Here is a 24776-nt window from a genome sequence, read left to right as displayed (position 1 = left end):
GCCGACGCGCGACCGCACGCGCCGAGCGTAGTACAAAACGCGCGGTGGCGCCGCGCGGTACGCCGGAACTGTGCGGCACGCCAACCCTTGTGCCGTGCACGAGGGCCGGGCGCGTCCCTGCCCGCCAGCGCACGCGACGCCTGGGCACCTCCAGGCCATGTGTGATTCCTCCGTTGCGCAACCGTCGGTTAGGCTTGCGCCCCCTCGCCTGCGAACGCGTTCCATGCCTGTCCCCTACCGCTTCGGCCTCGCCGCCACCCTCCTGCTCGGCAGCCAGCTCGCCCATGCCGCCGATCTTCCGGCGGACCTGCTGCGCCAGGTGCCGGCCGGCTACCAGCCGCTGGCGCAGTTGCAGGCCGACCTGGATGGCGACGGCCGCGCCGACTACCTGCTCGCACTGCAGCAACGCGGCGAGCAAGGGCGCACGCCGGCACCGGCACGGCCGCTGCTGATCTTCGTGCAGCAGGCCGACGGCCACTACCGGCTGGCAGCACGTAACGATCGGGTGATCCTCAAGCGCGACCAGGGCGGCCAGTGCGATCCGTTCACCGACGGCGACGACCCGTTCGCCGCCAAGGGCCGCTATTTCACCGTGCAGAACGGGGTGTCCTGCGGCCAGCACTGGACCGACTTCACCACCTTCCGCTACGACCCGCAGCGCAAGCAGTGGCTGTTCCACAAGCGCATCCAGCAGCGCTGGGAGATGAACCCGGATCCTGCGCCCGACGCCGAAGCGCTGGTCAAGGACGGCGAGCAGGTGCAATCGGCCGATCCGCGGCACCCGGTCGCCTTCGCCGATTACCTGCCGCGCTGAGGCGCGGACGCGCCGCCATCGCGGCCCGCCCGCCGCGATCGGCCGGGCCCGCGCATCCGCCGCTCACGGGCGGCGGAAACGCGCCCGCGCCCGTTCCACCTGCGCACGCACCACGCAGTCCTCGGCGTGATCGTTGACCAGGCCCATGGCCTGCATGAAGGCATACACCGTGGTCGGCCCGACGAACTTCCAGCCGCGCGCCTTCAGTTCCTTCGACAACGCCACCGATTCGGGCGAGGTCGCGCGCGTTTGCGCCGTGTCCGCCGCCGGCGCCTCGTAGCGCCAGACGAACGCCGCCAGCGAACCTTCCTGCCGCACCAGCGCCTGGGCCATGCGCGCATTGTGGATGGCCGCCTCGATCTTGCCGCGGTGGCGGACGATCCCGGGATCCTGCAGCAGCCGCGCCACGTCGCCGTCGTCGAATAAGGCAAGGCGGTGGTAATCGAAGTCGAGGAAGGCCGCGCGGAAGTTCTCGCGCTTGGCCAGGATGGTGCGCCAGCTCAACCCGGACTGGAATCCTTCCAGGCACAGCTTCTCGAACAGGCGGCGGTCGTCGTCGACCGGAAAGCCCCACTCGCTGTCGTGGTAGTGGAAGAACTCCGGCGCCGCCGCGCACCAGCGGCAACGCGGGCGACCGTCGGGGCCGGGAATGGTGGCGTTCATGCGCAGGTCCTGTCGATGCCGCGACGCCGGCTCATGCCAGCAGGAACTCGAGGCCAGGCGCGGCCTTGGCCGGCGCCACCTCGACGATCTCGCTGCGCACCACGCCGGCCGCGACGAACGGGTCCGCCTGCAGCCGGCGCTCGAGGTCGGCGCGGCTCAGGCCATGCGCCAGGATCGCGCCGCCGGCCTGCGGCGGCAGGCTGCCGGCCAGCGCGAACACGCCATCGTCGAAGCCCTGCTGCAACCACTGCACATGCGCCTGCAGCAACGGCCCGGCCTGGCTGCGATCGGCGGCAAAACGCAACAACACGATGAACATGAGCACGCTCCTGCGCGTGGGAAAGAGGAAACCAACGCCGATCACGTGGCTGCCGGCGCGGCGGCAACCGCGTCGAGCCAGGCCTGCATGCGCGCGACCTCGCGCTGGACGAAATCCGCATCGCCGAACGCCTGCGCCAGCACCGCCACGCCCTGGCTGAAGGCCAGCACGTGCATGGCCAGCGCATCGGCCTCGGCGCTGCGCCCAAGGCGTTCGAACTGCCGGCGCAGCCACTGGCGGAACAGGCCGAACAGCTGCGTGGCCTGCGCCTGCGCAGGATGCTCGAGCTTGGACAGCTCGCCGCACAAGCTTCCCACCGGGCAGCCATGGCGCATGATCGACGCCTGGTTGCGCACCACGATCTGGATGAATTGGCGAATGCCGTCGGCGGGCGCCGCCGCTGCGTCTTCCCAGCCCTGCAGCATCGCCCGGGTCCGTTCCAGGCGCAGCGCGATCACCGCATCCAGGATCGCGTCCTTGCTCTTGAAGTGGTGGTAGAAGTTGCCGCGGGAGATGCCGACCGCGTCGGCGACATCGGCGAACGAAGTCGCCCCATAGCCCTGCGCGTAGAACAGGCGGTCGGCCTCGGCGACGATGCGTGCGCGCGTGTCCATCCTCATTCCCCCGATCAGGCCGAGCCCCTTTAGGACAACCATCCTAATCCCGGCAATGCGACTAGGTCAATCGACCTAGAACGGCTGCCGGCCGCCAGTTGCCGTAACGCTGCCACCGATCCGCTTGGCACCGACGCGGACCGCCACGCACGCAAGGCCTGCGTGCTCGTGCGCGTAGCGTCGCTTCGGGCCGACGCGTAGGGCGACCCTCGCACGTACGTCGCGCCCGTCACACGCCACTTGCTGCGAACGCCGCCACCGCGACGCCAGGCGCCACCGCCCCCATGCCGGACGGCACGCATGACCAATACCGTGTCCGAATGCGGCCGGCACGACGGCACGACGACCGGCACGCTGCGCGCTCCATTCGTTCCCGGAGCGCCCATGTCCAGCTTCCGTTGCGTCGGCCTGCCGGCCGCCGCGTTCGCCCCGCTGTTCGATCTCGACGATGCGCAACTGCAGGCGCGCCACGCGCAGCGCCTGCGTGCCGACAGCGCGCTCGGCTATCCATGCCGGATCAGCCTGGAGGACGCGCAGCCCGGCGAGGAACTGCTGTTGCTGCACTACCTGCACCAGCCCGCGCAGACGCCGTACCGCGCCGCCGGGCCGATCTACGTGCGCCGCCATGTCGCCACCGCCGCGCCGGCGCCGGGCGCCGTGCCCGATGCCATCGTCCGCCGCCTGATCTCGCTGCGCGGCTACGACGCCCGCGACCTGCTGATCGCCGCCAACGTGCAGCCGGGCGAGCGCATCGCCACCGCGATCGCCTGCGCCTTCGCCGACCCGCAGGTGCGCTACCTGCATCTGCATCATGCGCGGCAGGGCTGTTTTGCGTGCCGGGTGGAGAGGGAGCCGCGAGTGGGGAGTCGGGATTGGCGATGAGTGGCTGCGCCGCGACCTGGAGCACCGTCTGCTGTGCAGGAGCGGCTTCAGCCGCGACAGGGTTTCCCGGGAACGCCCGTCGCGGCCGAAGCCGCGCCTACGACATGCCAACCGCGGTCGCGCGCTTGCCCCATCCCCGATCCCGACTCCCCACTCCCCGCTACTCAGCCAAATTGATCCAGGTCGCCTTCATCTCCGTGTACTTGTCGAAGGCGTGCAGCGACTTGTCGCGGCCGTTGCCCGATTGCTTGTAGCCGCCGAACGGCGCGGTCATGTCGCCGCCGTCCCAGTAGTTCACCCACACGCTGCCGGCGCGCAGCTTGCGCGCCACGCGGTGGGCGCGGCCGATGTCGCGGGTCCACACGCCGGCGGCCAGGCCGTAGTCGCTGTCGTTGGCCATGCGCAGGGCATGCGCCTCGTCGTCGAAGGCGATCACCGACAGCACCGGGCCGAAGATCTCCTCGCGGGCGATGGTGTGTTCGTGGCCGACCTCGTCGAAGACGGTCGGCTCCACGTAGCAACCGCCGGGCACCACCTCCACGCGCTTGCCGCCAAGCAGCAGGCGCGCGCCTTCGGCGTTGCCGCGGGCGATGTAGTCGAGCACGCGGTGGGTCTGGCGCTCGTCCACCAGCGCGCCCATCGCCGCGTCCTCGTCGAACGGATGCCGCGGCTGCAGCGCGCGGCCGGCGGCGACCACGCGCGCGACGAAGCTGTCCTTGATCGAACGCTCCACCAGCAGGCGCGAGGCCGCGGTGCAGACCTCGCCCTGGTTGTAGAAGATCGCCGCGGCCGCCGCCTGCGCCGCCTGCTCCAGGTCCGGCGCATCGGCGAACACCAGGTTCGGGCTCTTGCCGCCGCATTCCATGTACGCGCGTTTCATGTTCGACAGCCCGGCGCACTGCAGCAGGCGCCGGCCGACCGCGGTGGAGCCGGTGAACACCAGCCCGTCCACGTCCATGTGCAGCGCCAGCGGCTCGCCGGCGCCCTTGCCGAAGCCCGGCACCACGTTGAACACGCCATCGGGAATGCCCGCCTCGGCGACCAGCTCGGCCAGGCGCAGCGCGCTCAGTGGCGACTTTTCCGAGGGCTTGAGCACCACCGAATTGCCCGCGGCTAGCGCCGGGGCGATCTTCCACGCCGCCATCAGCAGCGGGAAGTTCCACGGCACGATCGCGCCGACCACGCCCAGCGGCTCGCGGGTGATCAGGCCCAGCTCGTCCTGCCCGGTCGGCGCCACTTCGCCGTACAGCTTGTCCACCGCCTCGGCCGTCCAGGACAGGCAGCGCACCGTCGCCGCCAGGTCGACCTGGCGCGCATCGCGCACCGGCTTGCCCATGTCCAGCGACTCCAGCAGCGCCAGTTCGTCGGCATGGCGTTCGACCAGGTGCGCCAGCGCCAGCAAGGTCTTCTTGCGCTGCGCCGGCTTGGCCTGCGACCAGTGGCCGGCCTCGAAGCTGCGCCGCGCCGCGGCCACCGCGCGGTCGATGTCCGCGGCCTCGCCCTCGGCGACATGGCCCAGCAGGCGGCCGTCGATCGGACTGATGCACTCGAAGGTCTTGCCGCTGGCGGCGTCGACGTAGCGGCCGTCGATGAACGCCTGGGTGCGCGGCTGCAGCGTGTCGGCCAGCGCCTGCCAGGCGTCGCGGGTGCGGGGTGCGGTCATCGGGAACTCCTGCTGCGGGAGGATGGATCGGAACGGCGCGGCGGCCAGCGCCAGCGCCGCGGCATGCGGCGCTCAGAAGGTGGCCGGGGTATTGGCGCTGACCAGCACCGCGGTCTCGCGGCCGACGTTGCGGAACCGGTGCGGCACCCGGCTCTCGAAATAGTAGCCCTCGCCGGCGCGCAGCACCCGCACCTGGCTGCCGACGGTGATCTCCACTTCGCCGGCCACCACCACCCCGCCCTCCTCGCCGTCGTGCACCAGCATCGCGCTGCCGGTGTCGCTGCCGGGCGGCATCACCTCGCGCAGGATGCACATCTGCCGCTGCGGGCGATGCTGGCCGACCAGGTAGTAGTGGATGCCGTCGCTGCCGACGTCGGGCAGTTCGTCGGCGCGGTAGAACGGCGCGTCGGCCGCGCCCATGTCCAGGTCCTGGGTGAAGAACTCGGCCAGCGAGATCGGGATGCCGTCCAGCACCTTCTTCAGCGAACTGACCGACGGGCTGACCTTGTTCTGCTCGATCAGCGAGATGGTGCTGTTGGTCACCCCGACCCGCTTGGCCAGCTCGCGCTGGCTCAGGCCATGGGCGGTGCGAACCCGGTGCAGGCGAGCGCCGATATCCATCGCGGGAGGAACGCCGGTGGCGGTGTTGCCGGATACTTTACACCCCCACCCCCGACGGTCAATGTCGCGCGCCGCGCCACTGCGGCAACGCGACCAGCAAATGCCTGTGCCATTCGCGCGGACGGCGCCGCGCCGCGTCATGCCCGGCGCGCCGGCTTGGTGTAAAGTTTTTTCAACATCCCTCGCGTGGAGCCTGCGATGCGCCCTCAGCCGCCCCTCTCGCCCCAGGCGCTGTCCGACCACTACGCCGCCCAGGCCACCCGGGCCCCGGAGACGCTGGACGCGTTCTGGATGCCGTTCACCGCCAACCGCCAGTTCAAGGCGCGGCCGCGGCTGCTGGCCTCGGCCGAGGGCATGTACTACCGCAGCGTGGACGGGCGCCGGATCCTCGACGGCACCGCCGGCCTGTGGTGCTGCAACGCCGGCCACGCGCGGCCGCGCATCGTCGAGGCGGTGGCGCGGCAGATCGCCACGCTGGATTTCGCGCCGACCTTCCAGATGGGCTCGCCGCTGCCGTTCGTGCTCGCAGAGCGGCTGGTGGAACTGGCGCCGCCGGGACTGGACCACGTGTTCTACACCAACTCCGGCTCCGAGTCGGTGGACACCGCGCTGAAGATCGCCCTGGCCTACCACCACGCCCGCGGCGAGGGCCAGCGTACCCGCTTCATCGGCCGCGAGAAGGGCTACCACGGCGTCGGCTTCGGCGGCATCTCGGTGGGCGGACTGCCGAACAACCGCAAGCGCTTCGGCCCGCTGTTGCCCGGCGTGGACCATCTGCGGCACACCCTGGACCTGGAGCGCAACGCGTTCTCGCGCGGCCTGCCCACGCATGGCGCGGAACTGGCCGAGGACCTGGAGCGGCTGGTGGCGCTGCACGACGCCTCCACCATCGCCGCGGTGATCATCGAACCGATCTCCGGCTCGGCCGGGGTGGTGCTGCCGCCGCACGGCTACCTGCAACGCATCCGCGAGCTGTGCGACAGGCACGGCATCCTGCTGATCTTCGACGAGGTGATCACCGGCTACGGCCGCGTCGGCCACGCCTTCGCCGCGCAGCGCTTCGGGGTGACCCCGGACATGATCACCACCGCCAAGGGGCTCACCAACGGCTGCGTGCCGATGGGCGCGGTGTTCGTGTCCCACGCCATCCACGAGGCGTTCGCGCACGGTCCGGCCGGCGCCATCGACCTGTTCCACGGCTATACCTACTCCGGCCATCCGCTGGCCTGCGCCGCCGCGCTGGCGACGCTGGACACCTACGCCGAAGAGCAGTTGTTCGACAAGGCGATCGAACTGGGGCCGGTGTGGGAGACGGCGATCCATGCGCTGCGCGATCTGCCGCACGTCATCGACATCCGCAACTTCGGCCTGATCGGCGCGATCGAGCTGGCGCCGCGCAAGGGCGCGCCCGGCGCGCGCGCCTACGAGATCTTCGAGCGCTGCTTCCACGAGGGCGACCTGCTGATCCGCGTCACCGGCGACACCATCGCGCTGTCGCCGCCGCTGATCGTGGAACCGGCGCACATCGAGCGCCTGTTCGCGGTGCTGGCGGACATGATCCGCAGCACGCCCTGATCCCGTCCTTACACACCCACCGCCCGCGCTCCCCACGCGCCGCGTCTGCCTGGAGATCCGCTCATGCTGGTCGGCGTTCCGAAAGAGATCAAGAACCATGAGTACCGGATCGGGCTGACCCCGTCCGGGGTGCGCGAACTGGTGCTGCACGGCCACGAGGTGCTGGTGCAGCGCGGCGGTGGCCAGGCCATCGGCCTGACCGATGCCGAGTACGAACGCGCCGGCGCGCGCATCGCCGAGGATGCGGCCAGCGTGTTCGCGCAGGCCGAGATGATCGTCAAGGTCAAGGAACCGCAGCCGGAGGAATGCGCGATGTTGCGCCCCGGGCAACTGCTGTTCACCTATCTGCATCTGGCGCCGGATCCGCAGCAGGCCGCGGCGCTGCAGCGCTCCGGCTGCACCGCCATCGCCTACGAGACCGTCACCGACGGCCATGGCGGCCTGCCGCTGCTGGCGCCGATGAGCGAGGTCGCCGGACGCATGGCGATCCAGGCCGGCGCGCATGCGCTGGAGAAGGCGCAAGGCGGCTCCGGCGTGCTGCTCGGCGGCGTGCCCGGGGTCACCCCGGCGCAGGTGCTGGTGATCGGCGGCGGCGTGGTCGGCATCAACGCCGCGCGCATGGCGATGGGCCTGCACGCGCGGGTGACGGTGCTGGACCGCTCGCTGGAGCGGCTCAAGTACCTGGACGAACTGTACGGCCAGCAGCTGACCACGCTGTACTCCACCCGCGACGCGATCGAGCGGTGCCTGCCGCAGACCGACCTGGTGATCGGCGCGGTGCTGATCCCCGGCGCCGCCGCGCCCAAGCTGGTGTCGCGCGCGCAGTTGGCGCTGCTGCGGCCCGGCTCGGTGCTGGTCGACGTGGCGATCGACCAGGGCGGCTGTTTCGAGACCAGCCATGCCACCACGCATCAGCAGCCGACCTACGAGGTCGACGGCATCGTCCATTACTGCGTGGCCAACATGCCCGGCGGCGTGGCCCGCACCTCCACCTTCGCCCTGACCAACGCCACCCTGCCGTTCGTGCTGCTGCTGGCCGAACACGGCCTGCAGGCGCTGCGCGACGACCAGGACCTGCGCAACGGCCTCAACGTGCACGCCGGCCGGCTCACCCACCGCGCGGTGGCGCAGGCACTGGGCCAGGATTTCGTGCGACCGCTGGACGCGCTGGGCTGACGGTTGCCTGTGAGGCCGGGAAGCCGGGAATGGAGAATCGGGAATAGGGAATCGAAAAGGCACTGCAGCGCGCGCATGGGGCAATCCGTCAGCCGCATCGCTTGCTCTTGCTCTTGCCATTCCCGATTCCCCACTCCCGATTCCCGGCGCACGCCCCACGACCCGCCGCAACGCAGCACGCGCCAGCGGAGGCCGGGTGTAGCCTTGCGCCACCCCGGCACCCGGCCGGGGTCCACCGCCGCCACAGGAGCCGCTCCATGATCAAGGTCAGCGTGATGTATCCGTACACGCCAGGCGCCCGTTTCGACCATGCCTACTACCGCGACACGCACATGCCGCTGCTGCAGGCACGCATGGGCGCCGCCTGCCTCCGCTACACCGTGGACAGGGGCCTGTCCGGCGGCACCCCCGGCAGCGATCCGACCTACGTCGGCATGTGCCACATCTTCAGCGACTCGGTAGAGGCCTTCCAGGCCGGCTTCGGCCCGCACGCGGAGGAAATCCTCGGCGACATCAAGAACTACACCGACCTGACGCCGGTGATGCAGATCAGCGAGGTGGTGGTGGGGTGATGCCGGGAATGGGGAAACGGGAAGAGGGAATCGGAAAGCGCTGCATGCGCGGACCACCCGCGCGATGCCTCCGCGGCACATGCTGTTGCCATTCCCGATTCCCCGCTCCCGATTCCCGGCCTCTACAATGCCGCCCCCCGAGCCACGCCGTGCCGCCCCATTGATGAACATCGTCGTCAAAGAAGACCTCAAGGCCTACATCGATCCGCTGACCCCCGACGAATACGCCGCCCTGGAACGCAGCCTGCTGGCCGAGGGCTGCCGCGACGCGCTGGTGCTGTGGGGCGACATCCTGGTCGACGGGCACAACCGCTACGGCATCTGTCAGAAGCACGGCCTGCCGTTCCAGACCGTGCAGAACACCCGCTTCCAGTCGCTGCAGGACGTGCACCTGTGGATGATCGACCAGCACCTGGGCCGGCGCAGCGTCTCCGATTTCCAGCGCGGCGTGCTGGCGCTGCGCAAGCGCGAGATCCTGGCCGAGCGGCGCGCCAGCGCGGCCGCCGCGGAAGCACCCGCGGCCGACGTCGCCGCCGCGGATGCCGCCGCCGAGGCCGCCCACGACACCGAGACGCCGCCGTGGGCCGACGCGCCGGCGCCGCTGAGCCGCGCCGAACTGGCGCGCGTGGCGCGGCTCAGCAACAGCCAGGTGGTGCAGATCGAGAAGATCCAGAAGCAGGCCGCCGCCGAGGTGGTGGAAGCGGTCAAGTCCGGCGCGATCTCGATCAATGCCGCCGCCGCGGTGGCCAGCCTGCCCGAGGAGGAACAGCGCGCCGCGGCCATGGCCGGCAAGGACGAACTGAAGCAGGCCGCCAAGCGCGCCCGCGAATCCAAGCGCAAGCCCAAGCCCGCGCCGGCGGACGCCGCCGACAGCGACGTCTCGGCACCGGCCCCCGCGCCGGACGCGGACGCCGACGCAACCGCCGCGCTCCACCGGCGCGTGGCCGAACTCGAAGCCGAGAACCAGGCGCTGCGCGAGGAAGTGGCGGCGCTGCGCGCGCAGTTGCCGGACTGATCCACGCCCGTGGCGCGGCCGATGCCGCGCACCGCCCTCAGACGTGCTGGGCCAGCGACAACACGTTCGGACGAAGACCACGGGCGGCCGTAGCACCGTGCCCGGCGCCGGCGCGCACGCCGGCGCGACGCCACGGACGGCCCGCCGCCGGGGCTGCCGTGTCCATGCAACCGCGCTCACCGCGCACTGCGTAGACTCGGCCGCATGAGCGTGCCCTCCTCCCCTACCCTGGCGCCGGATCCGCGCCGCGCGCAGCTGCGGCGGATGAAGCTGCTGGCGGTCCTGTTGCTGCTGGCGATGCTGTGCGGCTTCCTGCTCAGTCATGCGATGGGCCTGCACGGCGTGTGGGCCTGGGTCGGCGCCTTCTGCGAAGCGGCCACGGTCGGTGCGCTGGCCGACTGGTTCGCGGTGGTGGCGCTATTCCGGCATCCGCTGGGCCTGCCGATTCCGCACACGGCGATCATCCCCCACGGCAAGGCGCGCATCGCCGACAGCCTGGCGGTGTTCGTGCGCGATCAGTTCCTGGAACCGGGCGCGCTGCTGGCCAAGCTCAGCGCCTTCGATCCCGCGGCGCGGCTGGGCCAGTGGCTGGCCGAACCGGCGCAGTCGGCGCGGCTGGCCGACCTCGCCCGCGGCTGGGCGCTGCAGGCGCTGGACCTGCTGGACGAGGCGGCGGTACGGCGCCGCATCCATGGCTTCGTGGTGGCGCGGCTGCGCGACTGGGACGCCGCCGCCACCGCCGGCGAACTCCTCGGCCTGCTCACCGCCGACGGCCGCCACCAGGCGCTGCTCGACGAAGCGCTGACCCGGCTCGGCCGGCACCTGGACGATGCCGCGGTCAAGCAGCGGGTGTCGGCGATGATCGTCAAGTACGCGCGGCGCGAATGGCCCAAGCTGGTCGGCACCGTGGAATGGGTGAAGCCGGTCGAAGGCATCGCCGACACCCTCGCCGAGCGGTTGGCGCACGCGCTGCTGGAGGAACTGCAGGACGTGCTGTCGCAGCCGCAGCACCCCCTGCGCCAGGACTACGAGCGCTGGCTCGGCGGCTACGTGCAGCGGCTGCGCGCCGACCCGGCCACCGCGGCCAAGGTGCAGGCGCTGAAGCAACGGCTGATCGAGCACCCCGGCGTGCAGGAGTACGTGCAGGGCCTGTGGGACCAGATCCATGCTGCACTGCGCGAAGACCTGTCGCGGCAGGACGGCGCGCTGGTGCAGCACCTGCAGCGCGCCCTCGGCGCGCTCGGCCAGTCGCTGTCGCAGGATCCGGCCCTGCGCGAGGCGCTCAACCAGCACCTGCTCGGCGGTGCCGAGCGGCTGACCCAGCGCCTGCGCAGCGGCGTCACCGAACACATCGCGCAGACCGTGAAGGGCTGGGACGAACGCCACCTGGTCGAGCAACTGGAACTGAGCGTGGGCCGCGACCTGCAGTACATCCGCTTCAACGGCACCCTGGTCGGCGGACTGATCGGATTGGCGCTGCACGCTGCCGTCACGCTGCTTGGCTGAGCGTGCCTGGCAAGGATGCACTGCGCTGCGCGATGGCCGCTCAGGCGCCGACGCACGACGCGACGCGGACAGCCGGTGTCGCGCATCGCGCGCCACGGCGCACCGTGCCACCCACGCTGCAAGGTGTAGATGCGCCTCGGCGGTCCGGCCTGCAGGGCTGGCGCGGCCGTGCCGCCCGCGCTAGCGTTGCGGAACGACCCGCGGGACCTGCGCCACCGCTGTGAACGCCATCCCGCAACCGGTCAGGGGAAAGCCGATGCGCGTGCCGAACGCGCGGTGCCAGAGGAAGGGGGAGCATGTCGAAACATCGCCGGACACCCGCCGCCGGCCCTGTGCGGTTGGCGCGGCTCGCCGCCCTGGCCGTGCTGGCCATCGGCCTGATCGCCGCGCTGCTGATCGCGCGCGGCGTGCAGCAACGCAACCGCGCGCAGGCGCAGGTGCGCTTCGACCAACTGGCCTCGCACGTGGCCAGCGATCTGCGGCAACGCCTGGACATGTACGAGCACGGCCTGCGCGGCACGCGCGGCGCGGTGATCGCCGCCGGCGGCGAGCGCATCTCGCGCGAGCGCTTCGCCCGCTACAGCGCCTCGCGCGAGTACCTGCGCGAATTCCCCGGCGTACGCGGCTTCGGCTACATCCAGCGGGTACCGCGCGCCGACGAGGCAGCGTTCCTGCAGCAGGCCCGCGCCGATGGCGCGCCGTCGCTGCGGATCGGCGAGCTGGCCCCGCACGAGGGCGACCGCTTCGTCATCGTCTACATCCAGCCGGCACGGTCCAACGCGTCCGCAGAAGGCTTCGACATCGCCTCCGAGCCGGCGCGACGGACGGCGGCGATCGCCGCGGCGCGCTCGAGCGTGCCCACCATCACCGCGCCGATCCGCCTGGTACAGGCACCGGGACTGGGCCAGGGCGGTTTCCTGCTGCTGTTGCCGGTGTACCGCGAAGGCCTGCCGCTGCAGACCGCGGAACAACGCTGGCAGGCCACCAGCGGCTGGGCCTACGCACCGCTGAACATCGCCGAGGTGCTGGCCTCCTCCGACGACCACAGCAACGCGCTGCGCCTGCGCCTGGCCGACAGCCAGAACCCGGCACAGCCGTTCTACCGCGACGACGCCACGCCGATCCTGGCCGGCGGGCCGACCGCCGAACGCACCCTGCAGGTCTACGGCCGCCAGTGGCGGCTCGACGCGCAAGCCACGCCGGGCTTCGTGCGCTCGCTCGACCAGGTCTCGCCGCTGCTGGCCGGCGGGCTGTCCGCCGGCATCGCGTTGCTGCTCGCCGCGCTGCTGTACGTGTTCCTGACCAGCCGGCGCCGCCGCGACGCGATCCTGCGCGAACAGAGCCAACTGGCCGCCCTGGTCGCCAGCACCAGCGAGGCGATCGTCGCCGAAGACCTGCACGGCCGGGTGACCCACTGGAACCCCGCGGCCATGCGCATCTTCGGCTATACGCCAGAGCAGGCCATCGGCCAGCCGCTGCAGCAACTGCTGGGCGCGCAGATCCACGCTCCCGTCGACAGCGGCGACGGCGTGCGCGAGTTGCGCCACCGCGACGGCCACACGGTCAGCGTGCTCGCCAGCGTTTCGCCGATCGTCGGAATGGGCGGCGCCCCCCTCGGCCATTCGCACCTGCTGCACGACGTCACCGAACGGGTGCGCGCGCAGGCGCGGGTGCTGGAACTCAACGCCACGCTCGAACAGCAGGTGGCCGAGCGCACCAACGAACTGGTGACCTATTCGGCGCTGCAGCGCGCGATCCTGGCCAATGCCGGCTACGCGATCGTCGCCACCGACCCGGACGGCGTCATCACCCTGTTCAATCCCGCCGCCGAGACCCTGCTCGGCTACGCCGCGCACGAGTTGATCGGACGCAAGGCCACCGGGCTGTTCCTGGACCCGGAACAACTGAGCGCGCGCGCCGAGCGCATGGCCGCGCAGTCGGGCATGGCGGTGCAACCGGCGTTCGAATCGGTGGCGGCGCTGTCCACGCTGGGGCGCAGCGACACCCGCGAATGGACCTACCTGAGCAAGGACGGCCACGCCTTTCCGGTACTGCTCACGCTGAGCACGCTGCGCGACGACGACGAGCGGGTGATCGGCTATCTCGGCATCGCCGTCGACCTGACCGAGCAGAAGCGCCACGAGCGCGAGCTGCGCCTGGCGATCGACGCGGCCGAAACCGCCAACCAGTCCAAGAGCGATTTCCTGGCCAACATGAGCCACGAGATCCGCACGCCGATGAACGCGATCCTGGGCATGCTGTACCTGCTGCGGCACAGCGAGCTGTCGCAGGCGGCGCAGGACATGATCCAGAAGATCGAAGTGTCGGCGCGCGCGCTGCTGGAGATCATCAACGACATCCTCGACTTCTCCAAGATCGAGTCCGGGCGCATCGACCTGGAATCGGCGCCGTTCGACCTCAACCAGCTGCTGGAGAACATCGCCGCGCTGATGACCTCGGCGACCAGCGCCAAGCCGGTGGAGATGATCGTCGAGCCGCTGCCGCCGGGCTGCCGCTGGCTGCGCGGCGATGCGCTGCGCCTGAACCAGGTGCTGATCAACCTGGTCGGCAACGCCATCAAGTTCACCGAACAGGGCGAGGTGGCGCTGTCGGTGCGCGCCTTCCCCGGCGCCGACCCGGGCACGCTCAAGCTGCTGTTCTCGGTGCGCGACACCGGCATCGGCATCCCGCGCGAAAAGCAGAGCCTGATCTTCTCGCCGTTCCTGCAGGCCGACACCTCCACCAGCCGTCGCTACGGCGGCAGCGGTCTGGGCCTGACCATCAGCCGGCGCCTGGTGGAACTGATGGGCGGGCAACTGGAGGTGCAGAGCGCGCCCGGTCAGGGCAGCGATTTCTACTTCGTCATCGCCTTCGCGGTGGCGCCCGCGCCGGATGCCGACGCCGCGCCGGCGGAGGCGCGGCGGGTGCTGATCGCCGACGACCACGACCTGGTGCGGCGCAGCCTGGCCGACATCGCCAACGGCTTCGGCTGGCAGGTGGAAGCGGTCTCCGGCGGCAACGCGGCGCTGGCCGCGGCCGCGCCCGAGCGCGCCGAGTTCGACGTGATCCTGCTGGACTGGCGCATGCCCGACCTGGACGGGCTGAGCGTGGCCCAGCGCATCCGCGCGCAATCGGCGCCGGACCGGCAGCCGATCATCGTCATGGTCACCGCCTACGAGCGGCGCCTGCTCGAGGAACAGCAGGGCGGCGTGGCCGACGTGGACGCGGTGATGACCAAGCCGGTCACCGCCTCGGCGCTGCAGCGCACCATCGCGGCGCTGCTGGCACGGCGCCGCGGCGAGGCACCCGCGCTGCCGCTGGCCGGCGACGGCGGCGCGCGCCTGGCCGGGGCGCGGCTGCTGGTGGTGGACGACAGCGACATCAACCGCGAAGTCGCGCAACGCATCCTGGAAAGCGAAGGCGCGGTGGTCGAGCTCGCGCAGAACGGCGTGCAGGCGCTGCAGCGGCTGCGTCGCGACCCCGGTCGCTTCCACGTGGTGCTGATGGACGTGCAGATGCCGACCATGGACGGCTACGAGGCCACCCGCCAGCTGCGCGCCGACCCGGAACTGACCGCGGTGCCGGTGATCGCGCTCACCGCCGGCGCCTATCGCCAGCAGCAGGAGCTGGCCTTGACCAGCGGCATGAACGGCTTCATTGCCAAGCCGTTCCAGGTCGAGGAACTGATCGCGATCATCCGCCAGTTCCTGCCGCCCGGCCTGGCCGCGCTGCCGCTCGCCGCGCAGGTACCGGCGCTGCCGCCGGGCGACTGGCCGGCCACCGACCCCGCCCTGCTCGACACCGTGCAGGCGCTGCGCCTGTGGGGCGAGCGCGATCCGTACCGGCGCTATCTGCTCAAGCTGCTGCAGGAGCATCCCGATCCGGCCGCAAACGTGCGCCTGCTGCTCGAGCAGCAGCGGCCCGCCGAGGCCATCTCGCTGGTGCACAAGCTGCGCGGGTCGGCCGGATCGCTGGCGCTGCCGGCGCTGAGCGGCGCCAGCGCGGCGCTGGAGGAGCGCCTGAGCAGCACACCGGCGCAGGCCGAGGCGGAGATCGTCGCGCTGGCGGCGGCGATGGCCGCCACCGCCGCCGAGGTGCGGCACTTCGCCGAGGCCACCGCGTCGCTGGCGGCCCCCGTGGCCTCCGCCAGCGACGCGGCCCCCGACCCGACGGCGCTGCAGGCGTCCTGGCAGCAGGTGCTGCAGGTGCTGGACAGCGACGATGCGGACCGCATCGACCAGACGATGCGGCAACTGGCCCGGGCCCTGCCGGCAGCGCAGGCCACCGAACTGCAGCGGTTGCTGGAGAATTTTTCCTTTCGCGAGGCCGAGGCTAAAGTCAGGCGCTGGCTGGCCGATGCAGGCGTTTGAAAGTGCGCCGCCCGCGCGGCGGCGCGTGTCCGACGGAAACCCACCATGCCCCAGCCGTGCATCCTCTGCGTCGACGACGAACCCAGCAACCTGGCCCTGATCCGGCAGCTCCTGCGTGACGACTACACGCTGGTGTTCGCCAAGAACGGCGCCGAAGCCCTGCGTGGGGTGGCCAAGCACCGCCCGTCGCTGATCCTGCTCGATGTCGACCTGCCCGACGTCGACGGCTACACCCTCGCCCGCACCCTGAAGGACGATCAGCGCAGCGCGGCGATCCCGATCATCTTCGTCACCGCCAAGGACAAGGATACCGACGAGAGCATCGGCTTCGACGCCGGCGGCGTGGACTACATCACCAAGCCGTACTCGCCGAGCATCCTGCGCGCACGGGTGCGCACCCACCTGTCGCTGGTCAGCGCCACCAGCCTGGCCGACAGCCACCGCGACGCGATCGAGATGCTGGGCATGGCCGGCCACTACAGCGACTCGGACACCGGCACGCATATCTGGCGCATGGCCGCCTACGCCCGCACGCTGGCGCTGGCCGCCGGCTGGTCGCGCGAGGACGCCGACCTGCTGGAGCAGGCCGCGCCGATGCACGACACCGGCAAGATCGGCATCCCCGACGCGGTGCTGAAGAAGCCCGGTCCGCTGGACGCGGACGAATGGCAGGTGATGAAGCAGCACCCTCGGATCGGTTACGACATCCTCAGCCGCAGCGGCGCGCCGCTGTTCCGCCTCGCCGCCGAGGTCGCGCTGTACCACCACGAGCACTGGGACGGCGGCGGCTACCCGGCCGGACTGTCCGGCACGCAGATTCCCGAATCGGCACGGATCGTGGCGCTGGCCGACGTGTTCGACGCCCTCACCTCGCCGCGCCCGTACAAGGACCCGTGGCCGCTGGAACAGGCCTTGGCGCTGTTCCGCGACAAGTCCGGCAGCCAGTTCGAACCGCGCCTGGTGCAGTTGTTCGAGGCGATCCTGCCGCAGATCCTGCAGATCCAGGCGTACTGGAACGAACGCGAGGCGGACCAGGACCCGCCGCAACGCGGCAAGGCGCAGCACCGCGACGGCTGAGCCACGCTGTTCCTACGAGGCAACCGGCGCGACGCGCCTCAGCGCCGCTGCAACCGCCAGGCGCGGTGGATGCGCGGGTTGCGCTCGAAATCCGGATCGATGGTCTGCGCGCTGATCTCCTCGCATACGGCGAACTCGGCCAGCGCGTTCTCGTCGAGCTTGAAGCGGCGGAAGTTGTTGGAGAAGTACAGCACGCCTTCGGGCATCAGCCGCGCCACCGCCACGCGCAACAGCCGCACGTGCTCGCGCTGGATGTCGAAATCCTCGGCGCGCGCGGAGTTGGAGAAGGTCGGCGGGTCGCAGAAGATCACGTCGTAACGGTTCTTCTCCGCCTCCAGCCAGCTCAGCGCATCGGCCTGCACCAGCCGGTGCTGGGCGCCGCCCTTGCCGTTGAACGCCAGGTTGTCGGCGCACCACTGCAGGTAGGTGCCGGACAGGTCCACGCTGGTGGTGGAATCGGCGCCGGCCACCGCCGCCTGCACGCTGGCCACCCCGGTGTAGCAGAACAGGTTGAGGAAGCGCTTGCCGCGCGCCTGCCGCGCCATCGTCCCGCGCAGCGGACGGTGGTCGAGGAACAGCCCGGTGTCCAGGTAGTCGAACAGGTTCACCCGCAGCAGCGCCTCGTGCTCGCGCACCACCAGGAACTCGCCGCGCTGCTCGAAGCGGCCGTACTTGCTGCCGCCCTTGCCGCGTTCGCGGGTCTTCAGCGCCACCTGTTCGGCCGGCACCGCGAACACCTCGCGCGCGGCCGCCAGCAGTTCGTTGCGGCGGCGGCGCACGTCCGCATCGGGAATGCTGTCCGGTGCCGCGTACTCCTGCACGTGCAGGAAGGTGCGCGCCTGGCCGCCGTCTTCCTGGTACACGTCGATCGCCGCCGCGTACTCCGGCAGGTCGGCGTCGTAGGCGCGGTAGCAGCTGATCCGCTCGCGCGTGCGCCAGGTCTTGAACTTGCGCAGGTTCTTGCGCAGGCGGTTGGCGACCATCTGCGCGCCGTCGCTGAGCGCGCGCGGCGCCTCGGCGGCGCCCGCGCGCAGCGCGACCGCGATCGGGTCGCAGACGATCAACGGGCATTCCAGCGCGCCGTTGAACATCTGGTACTTCTTGGCCGCGCGCAGGCCGGTGGCATAGGCCAGTTCGTCGCTGCCGCACAGCAGGCTGGCGCGCCACTGCGGCACCGCGCGCTTGAGCGCATCGCCCAGGCGCCGGTACAGCGCCGCGTCGGCGGCCAGGCGCTCGTCGTAGGGGGGATTGCACACCACCGTGCCCAGCGCCTGCGCCGGCGCGCGCAGGTCGGCGACGTCGTGCACGGCGAAGGCGATCGCCTCGGCCACGCCGGCGGCCTGCGCGTTCTCGCGCGCCGCGCGCAGCGCGTGCGGGTCGATGTCGCTGCCGTACAGCACCGGCCGCAACGCCGCGCGACCGGCCTGGGCACGCGCCCGCGCCTCGGCCAGCAGCGTGCGCCAGGCCGCCAGGTCAAACCCCAGCCAGCGGCTCGGCGCGGCGTCGGCATCGGTGTCGCCGCGCTGCTGCGCCGCCAGCTCGCCGCGCAGCAGGCCCGGCGCGACATCGGCGGCCATCAGCGCGCCTTCGATCAGCAGCGTGCCGCTGCCGCACATCGGATCCAGCAGCCCGCCGCCCTGCGCGTACAGCGCCGGCCACTGCCCGCGCAGCAGCACCGCCGCGGCCAGGTTCTCCTTCAGCGGCGCCTCGTTCTGCGCCTGGCGCCAGCCGCGCCGGTGCAGCGAGCCGCCGCCCAGGTCCACCGACAGGGTGGCGCGGCCCTTGCGCAGCGACAGGTTCAGGCGCAGGTCCGGGTGCTCCACGTCCACCGACGGCCGCTCCAGGCCCTCGCCGCGCAGCGTGTCCACCACCGCGTCCTTGACCCGCTGCGCGGCGAAGCGCGCATGGGTGATGCCGGTGCCGGACACATGCGCGTCCACCGCCAGGGTGTGCTGCGGCGCCAGATGGTTGCGCCACGGCAGCGCCGCCACGCCTGCGTACAGCGCCGCCTCGTCGGGGCAGTCGAAGGACTGCAACGGCCACAGCACGCGGCTGGCCAGGCGCGACCACAGCACAGCGCGCTGCGCGTCCTGCAGGGTGCCTTCGGCATTGACCCCGGCGACGGTGGCGGTGGCCTGCGCCACGCCGAGCGCGAGCAGTTCATCGACAAGCAGGTATTCCAGGCCCTTGGCGCAGGAGACGAAGAATTTCACGGAAGGCGGACCAGGACGGACGGGAGGGAGGCACGGCGGACGCCGCGCGCGTGGCGCATCGCAGCGCCGGATCCGGCGTTGCCGCGGCCGCGGCCGCGGATCGGCGGTGAGCGCGCGAACGCACGGCACCGCAACGGCGCGCAGAATACCACAGGGTCCGTGCGCCCCTGCTTGCTGCGCGGTGCCATAGCGCAGTGTGCGCCGCGGCCGTCAGCGGCCTCGTGCACCTGGCGCAGCGCCCTCGCCCGCCGTCGCTCGCCTCGCGACCGATCCCGCGCCGCGATGGGACAGCTGACGCTGCAGACGCGCACTCCGTAGCCGTGGTGCGCACCGCATCGCTCAATGCGAGGCGACGAATGCCGCGCCGGCCATGGCCGGCGGCACCGCGAAGTCGGCGCGCATGCGCCGTGCCTCCGCCATCGGCGGCCGGCCGAACAGACGTTTGAACTCGCGGGTGAACTGCGACGCGCTCTCGTAGCCGACCGCGTGACCGGCGGCCGCGGCGGTCATGCCCTCGCGCGCCATCAGCAGCCGCGCCTGGTGCAGGCGGATCGATTTCAGGTACTGCATCGGCGCGACCTGGGTCACCGCCTTAAAATGCGCATGGAACGAGGGCGTGCTCATCCCCGCCTCGCGCGCCAGCTGCGCGACGTCTAGCCGCCGGGCATGATCGCGGTGGATGCGCTGCAGGGCACGACCGATGCGGCCGAAGTGGCCTTGCTGCGCCAAGGCCGCGCGCAGCCCGTGGCCTTGCGGCCCGGTCAGCACGCGGAAGTACAGCTCGCGCACGAGTGCGCGGCCGAGGATCGCCGCGTCCAGCGGGTGGCTCAGCGCCTGCAGCAGGCGCTGCACGGTCTGTCGCATGCTGTCGTCCATCGGGCTGGACAGCATGCTCGCCGGCGCCTGCGCCAGCGGCACAGGACCGGCCTGGTCGAGCTCGACCAGCAGCCCGGCCGCGAGCTGGAAGTCCAGGTGCAGGTACAGCGCCAGCAACGGACGCTCCGCGCTGCCGTCGGATTGCATGGTGAAGGGCACCGGGACGGCGACGGACAGATAGTGCTGCTCGTCGTAGACGAACACCGACTCTCCGAAATGGCCGCGCTTGGCGCCCTGGCAGACGATGACGATGCCCGGGTCGTACAGCACCGGCGTATCGGTCAGCGGCCGGTCCGAACGCAGCACCCGGACATCCGGCAATGCGGTCAGGTTGTAGCCCTCCTGCGGTGCCAGGGCACGCAGCAAGTCGACGGAACTGGCGACGGCAGTCATAGAAACAGGCAAGGATTGCAGAGATCGCGGCATCGGAGCGGCGCGTTGATCATCGCATCATTCGCCGCTCATCCCCTCAGGAGCGGGCCATGGCACCGCAAAAAACCTTGCTCATCACCGGCGTCAGCAGCGGCCTCGGCCGCGCGCTGGCTCAAGCGGCGCTGACGGCCGGACATCGCGTCGTCGGCACCGTGCGCAGCGCGCAGGCGCGGCAGGAGTTCGAGGCGCTCGGCGCCGGGGCGGTCGCCCGTGTGCTGGACGTCACCGACGTCGAGGCCATTCCCGGCATCGTCGCCGAGATCGAAGCCACGGTCGGGCCGCTGGACGTGCTGGTCAACAATGCCGGCTACGGCCACGAAGGGATCCTGGAGGAATCCCCGCTGGAGGCCCTGCGTCACCAACTCGACGTCAACGTGGTCGGCGCGGTGGCGATGATGAAGGCGGTGCTGCCCGCCATGCGTCAACGACGCCGCGGGCACATCGTCAACATCACCTCGATGGGCGGCTTCATCACCATGCCCGGCATCGCCTACTACTGCGGCAGCAAGTTCGCGCTGGAGGGCATTTCCGAAGCGTTGGGACAGGAGGTCGCCGCGCTGGGCATCCACGTGACGGCGGTGGCGCCGGGGTCGTTCCGCACCGACTGGGCGGGCCGTTCGATGGTCAGGACGCCGCGCAGCATCGCCGACTACGATCCGCTGTTCGATCCGATCCGCGACGCCCGCCAGGCCAAGAGCGGCCGCCAGCTCGGTGACCCGGCCAAGGCCGCCCAGGCCATGCTAGCGTTGATCGACGCGCCTGCACCGCCTGCACATCTGTTGTTGGGTAGCGACGCCCTGGGCCTGGTGCGTGACAAGCTCGACCGCCTGAAGGCGGACATCGCGGCTTGGGAGGCCGTGAGCCGTTCCACCGATGCCTGAGCGGCGGCCGTCGCGCCGCCCTGCGACGCACAACGTCGACCGCGGCACGGACCGATGCAGGCTGCAGGCTGCAGGCTGCGCAGATCATCGCGGCGAGGGCGCTGACGCTGTCAGTGCCCTCCCCAGCTCGCCGCGCAATGCCCGGCGGCCGACCCCGTCGACGGCAGCGCACGCCACTCACCATGGCGTCAGCCGCCACGCCTCGGGATCGGCCTGCAAGCGCTGCTGCAGGCCCAGCGTGTCGAGGAATGCCGCATCGTGCGACACCACCAGCAGCGCGCCGGGATACTGCAGCAACACCGCACGCAGCGCGTCGCGGGCCTCGCGGTCCAGGTGGTTGTCCGGCTCGTCCAGCAACAGCAGCTCCGCCGGCGGCGTGCGGTAGAGCGCGCAGGCCAGCGCGGTCTTCAGCCGTTCGCCGCCGCTGAGTCGGGCGCAGGGCACGCCGATGCGTTGCGCGTCCAGGCCGAGCAAGGCCAGCCGCGTGCGCAGGTCGGCCAGCGCGATGCCGGGCGCTGCGGCCTGCACCTGTGCCAGCGCGGTGGCGGCCGGATCGAGCAGCGTCAGCGACTGGTCCAGATAGGCGCTGGCCGCGCGCACCCGGCAACTGCCGGACAGTGCCTGCACGTGCCCGGCCAACGCGCGCAGCAGGGTCGACTTGCCGCTGCCGTTGGCCCCGACCACGCCGATCCGTGCGCCGCCCTGCACCACCAGATCCAGCGGCTGCCGCGTCGCCGGCGCGAACGGCAACCGCAGCGCCTGCAACTCGACCAGGCGCCGGGTCGCCGCATCGGCCGGCGGCGGCGCGAACAGCGCCACCGGCACGTCGGGCTGCACCTGGCGCGCCGCCGCGGCGATGCGCGCCAGGGTGCGCGCCTGCGTCGCCTGGTGGTCGCGCACGCGCTTGCCGGCACTCTCCTGGCTGCGCTGCTTCTGCCGGCCGAGCAGGACCGGCGCCTGGTTGGCCACGCCGGCCTGCTGCCGGCCGCGCGCGCTGCGCCGCTGCTGTCGCTCGTGCTGCGCCTGCCAGGCGGGGTTGTCGCGCGCATGCTGCAGCTTGTGCCGGGCCAGTTCGGCCTGCGCGACGTCGCGCTCGCGTGCCCGGCACTGCAGGTAGAACGCGTAGTCGCCGCCGTAGTCGCGCAGCCCGCCGGGCGACAGCTCCAGCGTGCGCTGCATGTCCTGCAGCAGCAACGGATCGTGACTGATCACCAGCAGGCCGCCCGGCCAGCGCTGCAGCGCTTCGCGCAGGCGCTGCCGCTGCGCCGCGTCCAGGTGCAGGGTCGGTTCGTCGAGGATCAGCGCATCGGCATCGGCCAGCCAGGCGCCGATCAACGCCACCCGCATCGCTTCGCCGCCGCTGAGCGTGGCGGCCAGGCGTTGCGGCGGCAACCCGCCCAGGCCGTGCGCGTGCAGCTGCGCCTGCAAGCGCTGGGCGAGGTCCCAACGCTCGCCGAGCGCATCGAAGTCGGCCGCGTCGCCGCTGCCCGCCTCGATCCGCGCCAGCGCCCGCAGCGCCGCGCCCACCCCGGCCAGGTCGGCGACGGTGGCATGCGCTGGCGGCGCGATCTGCTGCGGCACGTAGTGGAGGCGGCCGTGGCGCACGCAGCGCCCGGCGCTGGGCGTCAACTCGCCGGCCAGCAAGCGCGCGAACACGCTCTTGCCGACGCTATTGCACCCCACCAGGCCGGTGCGGCGCGCGTCGAGCGCGAAGTGCAGATCGGAAAACAGGATCCTGCCATCGGGCAGGACATGCGTCGCGCTGTCCAGCAAAAGCAGCGGATGCGTCATGGGAACCTCCATGGATGCCGGTCGTGCCCACCGATCGCTCGGCAGGTGGGACGAAGGCCGTCGCGAAGACGGCGGCATCAATGGCGCATCGGCGTGGATCCTCGAGGGGGGCGCGCGGCGATGCTAGCGCACCCCGCCCCTGACGGGCGACGTCGCGCCGCGATGGCTCAGGAAGCGGACAGGAACGCCGGGTGGTAGGTCACCTCGGCCATCGGCGGCAGGCGCTCGCCGAAGGCCAGCGCCTGGAACGCCTCGACCGGCACGCCCGGCAGGGTCAGCCCCGGCTCCGGACGGAAGCCGAAGCGCGCGTAGTACGCCGGCTCGCCCAGCACCACGCAGCCGGCCGCGCCCAGCGCCTGCAACTGCGCCAATGCCTCGCGCACCAGCCGCGCGCCCAGGCCCTGGCGCTGGTGGCCCGGCCCCACCGACAGCGGCCCCAGGCCGTACCAGCCGCGGCTGCCGTCGGACAGGCTCACCGGCGACACCGCGACATGGCCGACGACATAGCCCTCGTGCTCGATCACCAGCGACAGGGTCAGCGCGCCATCGGCGCGCAACCGTTCGATGATGTCCTGCTCGTCGTGGCGGCTGTGCGCGACGCGGAAGAACGCGACCAGGGTCAGCGCCTCGATCGCCGCCGCGTCGGCCGGCCGCGCGGCGCGCACCGACAACGCGTCGGACGCGCTCACAGGCGCTCCAGCAGCTCGGCGAAGGCCTGCGCCGAGGTCGCCACGTGCTCGCCCAGGCGATGCGTGTCGTCGACCAGCAGCAGCCGCGCGGCGCGCGCCTGCGCCCAGGCGATCACCTCGCCGGCGGGAATCAGTTCGTCGCGCCAGGCGTGCACCACCGAGGTCGGCACCGGTGCCGCGTCCAGCGCCGGTAGGTGGCCCATCCGCGTCGGCGGCACCATCAGGAACAGGCCGCGCACCGGCACGTGCAGCGACACCTGCGCGGCGATGTAGGCGCCGAGGCTGGAACCGGCCAGCACCAGCGGCCCGCGCTGCGCCGCGGCCTGCGCCAGCTCCAGCAAGCGCTGCAGGCGGGTCGGCACGTCGCCGAGCGGGCTGATGTCGCGGCGCGCGTCCAGGTCGGTGTAGTCCGGGCGCGAATGGCTCCAGCCCAGGCGCTGCGCGACCTCGGCCAGCGCGGTCACCTTGATCGCGTCCGGCCCGCTCTCGAAGCCGTGCGAGAGGATGCAGTGGCCGCGGCTCACAGCGCCACCACCGCATCGCCCAACCGCAGCGTGCCGCCCTGCACGATGCGTGCGCACAGGCCGCCGTGGCCGCGCATGGCGTTGTAGCCGCCCGGTCCCAGCGCCTGTTCCATGCGCGAGCACGGATCGCACGGCGCGACGCCTTCCAGCTCGACCTCGCCGATGCGGAAGCGGCGCCCCTTCAGGGCGATCAGCGGAATGCCCGAGACCACCACGTTGCGCCGCAGGGTCGCCGGCGCCACCGCCGCGTGACCGGCCAGCGCGGCGATCGCCGGCAGGTGCTCGGCCTGGATCAGGGTCACCCCGCGCTTGCCGTTGCGGCCGGCGTAGCGGTCGCCGTGCAGGCCGCCCCCGGTCTGCGCCGCGGCGGCGTCGACTGCGTGCATCGGCACGTCGCGCGCCGGGCGCAGGCCGATCCATTCCACGCGTCCGGCGCGCGGCAGTGTGGCCAGCAGGGTCGCCAGCGGGCTTTCGGAATTCAGGGTCATCGGCGAATGCTAGCA

General features: G+C 71.7%; 21 protein-coding genes. 10 read left to right on the top strand and 11 right to left on the bottom strand.

The window, feature by feature from the left end:
• Nucleotides 1–223 precede the first annotated feature (223 nt).
• Entirely contained in the window at nt 224–814 is a 591-nt protein-coding gene (locus AC1PME_RS07760; protein ID WP_254461039.1) for a hypothetical protein, read from the top strand.
• 63 nt (nt 815–877) lie between these two features.
• On the opposite strand, the gene AC1PME_RS07755 is transcribed toward AC1PME_RS07760, so the two are convergent.
• Genes AC1PME_RS07755 through AC1PME_RS07745 form a run of 3 tightly spaced genes read right to left on the bottom strand, consistent with a single transcriptional unit; the run spans nt 878 to nt 2410 of the window.
• Complete coding sequence (locus tag AC1PME_RS07755) at nt 878–1477, bottom strand: DNA-3-methyladenine glycosylase I (protein WP_481097791.1); 600 nt, start codon at nt 1475–1477, stop codon at nt 878–880.
• A gap of 31 nt (nt 1478–1508) precedes the next feature.
• Nucleotides 1509–1796 (bottom strand): YciI family protein, encoded by a 288-nt coding sequence (locus AC1PME_RS07750; RefSeq protein ID WP_017915756.1) that lies wholly within the window; start codon nt 1794–1796, stop codon nt 1509–1511.
• 41 nt (nt 1797–1837) lie between these two features.
• A complete protein-coding gene (locus AC1PME_RS07745) occupies nt 1838–2410 on the bottom strand; it encodes a TetR/AcrR family transcriptional regulator (protein WP_481097790.1) in 573 nt (190 codons plus the stop codon).
• A gap of 384 nt (nt 2411–2794) precedes the next feature.
• On the opposite strand from AC1PME_RS07745, the gene AC1PME_RS07740 reads away from it, so the two are divergent.
• Nucleotides 2795–3292, top strand: a complete 498-nt coding sequence (locus AC1PME_RS07740; protein WP_481097789.1) for a DUF1203 domain-containing protein — start codon at nt 2795–2797, stop codon at nt 3290–3292.
• Between the two features lie 160 nt (nt 3293–3452).
• Here the strand turns inward: AC1PME_RS07740 and AC1PME_RS07735 are convergent, their stop codons facing one another.
• Nucleotides 3453–4955, bottom strand: coding sequence for an aldehyde dehydrogenase (locus tag AC1PME_RS07735; protein WP_481097788.1), 1503 nt, complete (start codon nt 4953–4955; stop codon nt 3453–3455).
• 72 nt (nt 4956–5027) lie between these two features.
• Entirely contained in the window at nt 5028–5576 is a 549-nt protein-coding gene (locus AC1PME_RS07730; protein WP_481097787.1) for a cupin domain-containing protein, read from the bottom strand.
• 186 nt (nt 5577–5762) lie between these two features.
• On the opposite strand from AC1PME_RS07730, the gene aptA reads away from it, so the two are divergent.
• The 7 genes from aptA (at nt 5763) to AC1PME_RS07695 (ending at nt 16867) form a co-directional block, all read left to right on the top strand.
• The gene (gene aptA / locus AC1PME_RS07725) at nt 5763–7151 is read left to right on the top strand and encodes an omega-aminotransferase AptA (RefSeq protein ID WP_481097786.1); all 1389 of its coding nucleotides are present in this window, start codon (nt 5763–5765) and stop codon (nt 7149–7151) included.
• A 63-nt stretch (nt 7152–7214) separates the two neighbouring features.
• On the top strand, nt 7215–8327 hold the full coding sequence (gene ald, locus AC1PME_RS07720) for an alanine dehydrogenase (protein WP_481097785.1): 1113 nt from the start codon (nt 7215–7217) through the stop codon (nt 8325–8327).
• A gap of 257 nt (nt 8328–8584) precedes the next feature.
• On the top strand, nt 8585–8899 hold the full coding sequence (locus AC1PME_RS07715; RefSeq protein WP_010343950.1) for an EthD family reductase: 315 nt from the start codon (nt 8585–8587) through the stop codon (nt 8897–8899).
• Nucleotides 8900–9062: 163 nt separating this feature from the next.
• A complete protein-coding gene (locus AC1PME_RS07710; protein ID WP_481097784.1) occupies nt 9063–9914 on the top strand; it encodes a ParB N-terminal domain-containing protein in 852 nt (283 codons plus the stop codon).
• A 264-nt stretch (nt 9915–10178) separates the two neighbouring features.
• A complete protein-coding gene (locus AC1PME_RS07705) occupies nt 10179–11420 on the top strand; it encodes a DUF445 domain-containing protein (RefSeq protein ID WP_254461380.1) in 1242 nt (413 codons plus the stop codon).
• A gap of 296 nt (nt 11421–11716) precedes the next feature.
• A complete protein-coding gene (locus AC1PME_RS07700; RefSeq protein ID WP_481097783.1) occupies nt 11717–15790 on the top strand; it encodes a CHASE domain-containing hybrid sensor histidine kinase/response regulator in 4074 nt (1357 codons plus the stop codon).
• Between the two features lie 45 nt (nt 15791–15835).
• On the top strand, nt 15836–16867 hold the full coding sequence (locus AC1PME_RS07695; RefSeq protein WP_254461029.1) for an HD domain-containing phosphohydrolase: 1032 nt from the start codon (nt 15836–15838) through the stop codon (nt 16865–16867).
• 38 nt (nt 16868–16905) lie between these two features.
• On the opposite strand, the gene rlmKL is transcribed toward AC1PME_RS07695, so the two are convergent.
• Both rlmKL and AC1PME_RS07685 read right to left on the bottom strand, forming a co-directional pair.
• Nucleotides 16906–19080, bottom strand: coding sequence for a bifunctional 23S rRNA (guanine(2069)-N(7))-methyltransferase RlmK/23S rRNA (guanine(2445)-N(2))-methyltransferase RlmL (gene rlmKL, locus AC1PME_RS07690; RefSeq protein WP_481097782.1), 2175 nt, complete (start codon nt 19078–19080; stop codon nt 16906–16908).
• Between the two features lie 339 nt (nt 19081–19419).
• Nucleotides 19420–20349 (bottom strand): AraC family transcriptional regulator, encoded by a 930-nt coding sequence (locus AC1PME_RS07685; RefSeq protein ID WP_307549665.1) that lies wholly within the window; start codon nt 20347–20349, stop codon nt 19420–19422.
• An 89-nt stretch (nt 20350–20438) separates the two neighbouring features.
• On the opposite strand from AC1PME_RS07685, the gene AC1PME_RS07680 reads away from it, so the two are divergent.
• Complete coding sequence (locus AC1PME_RS07680) at nt 20439–21269, top strand: oxidoreductase (RefSeq protein ID WP_481097781.1); 831 nt, start codon at nt 20439–20441, stop codon at nt 21267–21269.
• A 177-nt stretch (nt 21270–21446) separates the two neighbouring features.
• On the opposite strand, the gene AC1PME_RS07675 is transcribed toward AC1PME_RS07680, so the two are convergent.
• The 4 genes from AC1PME_RS07675 to AC1PME_RS07660 all read right to left on the bottom strand — a co-directional run bounded on the left by AC1PME_RS07675 (nt 21447) and on the right by AC1PME_RS07660 (nt 24761).
• Nucleotides 21447–23060 carry an ATP-binding cassette domain-containing protein gene (locus AC1PME_RS07675; RefSeq protein ID WP_481097780.1) on the bottom strand — a complete coding sequence of 538 codons (1614 nt, stop codon included), beginning with the start codon at nt 23058–23060 and terminating at the stop codon, nt 21447–21449.
• Between the two features lie 167 nt (nt 23061–23227).
• A complete protein-coding gene (locus AC1PME_RS07670; protein WP_254461024.1) occupies nt 23228–23749 on the bottom strand; it encodes a GNAT family N-acetyltransferase in 522 nt (173 codons plus the stop codon).
• The gene (locus AC1PME_RS07665; RefSeq protein ID WP_254461023.1) at nt 23746–24273 is read right to left on the bottom strand and encodes an alpha/beta hydrolase; all 528 of its coding nucleotides are present in this window, start codon (nt 24271–24273) and stop codon (nt 23746–23748) included. The genes AC1PME_RS07670 and AC1PME_RS07665 overlap by 4 nt, the downstream gene beginning before the upstream one ends.
• The gene (locus tag AC1PME_RS07660; protein WP_254461022.1) at nt 24270–24761 is read right to left on the bottom strand and encodes an MOSC domain-containing protein; all 492 of its coding nucleotides are present in this window, start codon (nt 24759–24761) and stop codon (nt 24270–24272) included. Before AC1PME_RS07660 ends, AC1PME_RS07665 begins: the two co-directional genes overlap by 4 nt.
• Nucleotides 24762–24776 lie beyond the last annotated feature (15 nt).

The organism is Xanthomonas sp. NCPPB 901 (assembly GCF_056725085.1).
The sequence above is the reverse complement of the archived record's forward strand: the minus strand, read 5'-3'. Positions and strand labels throughout refer to the sequence as shown.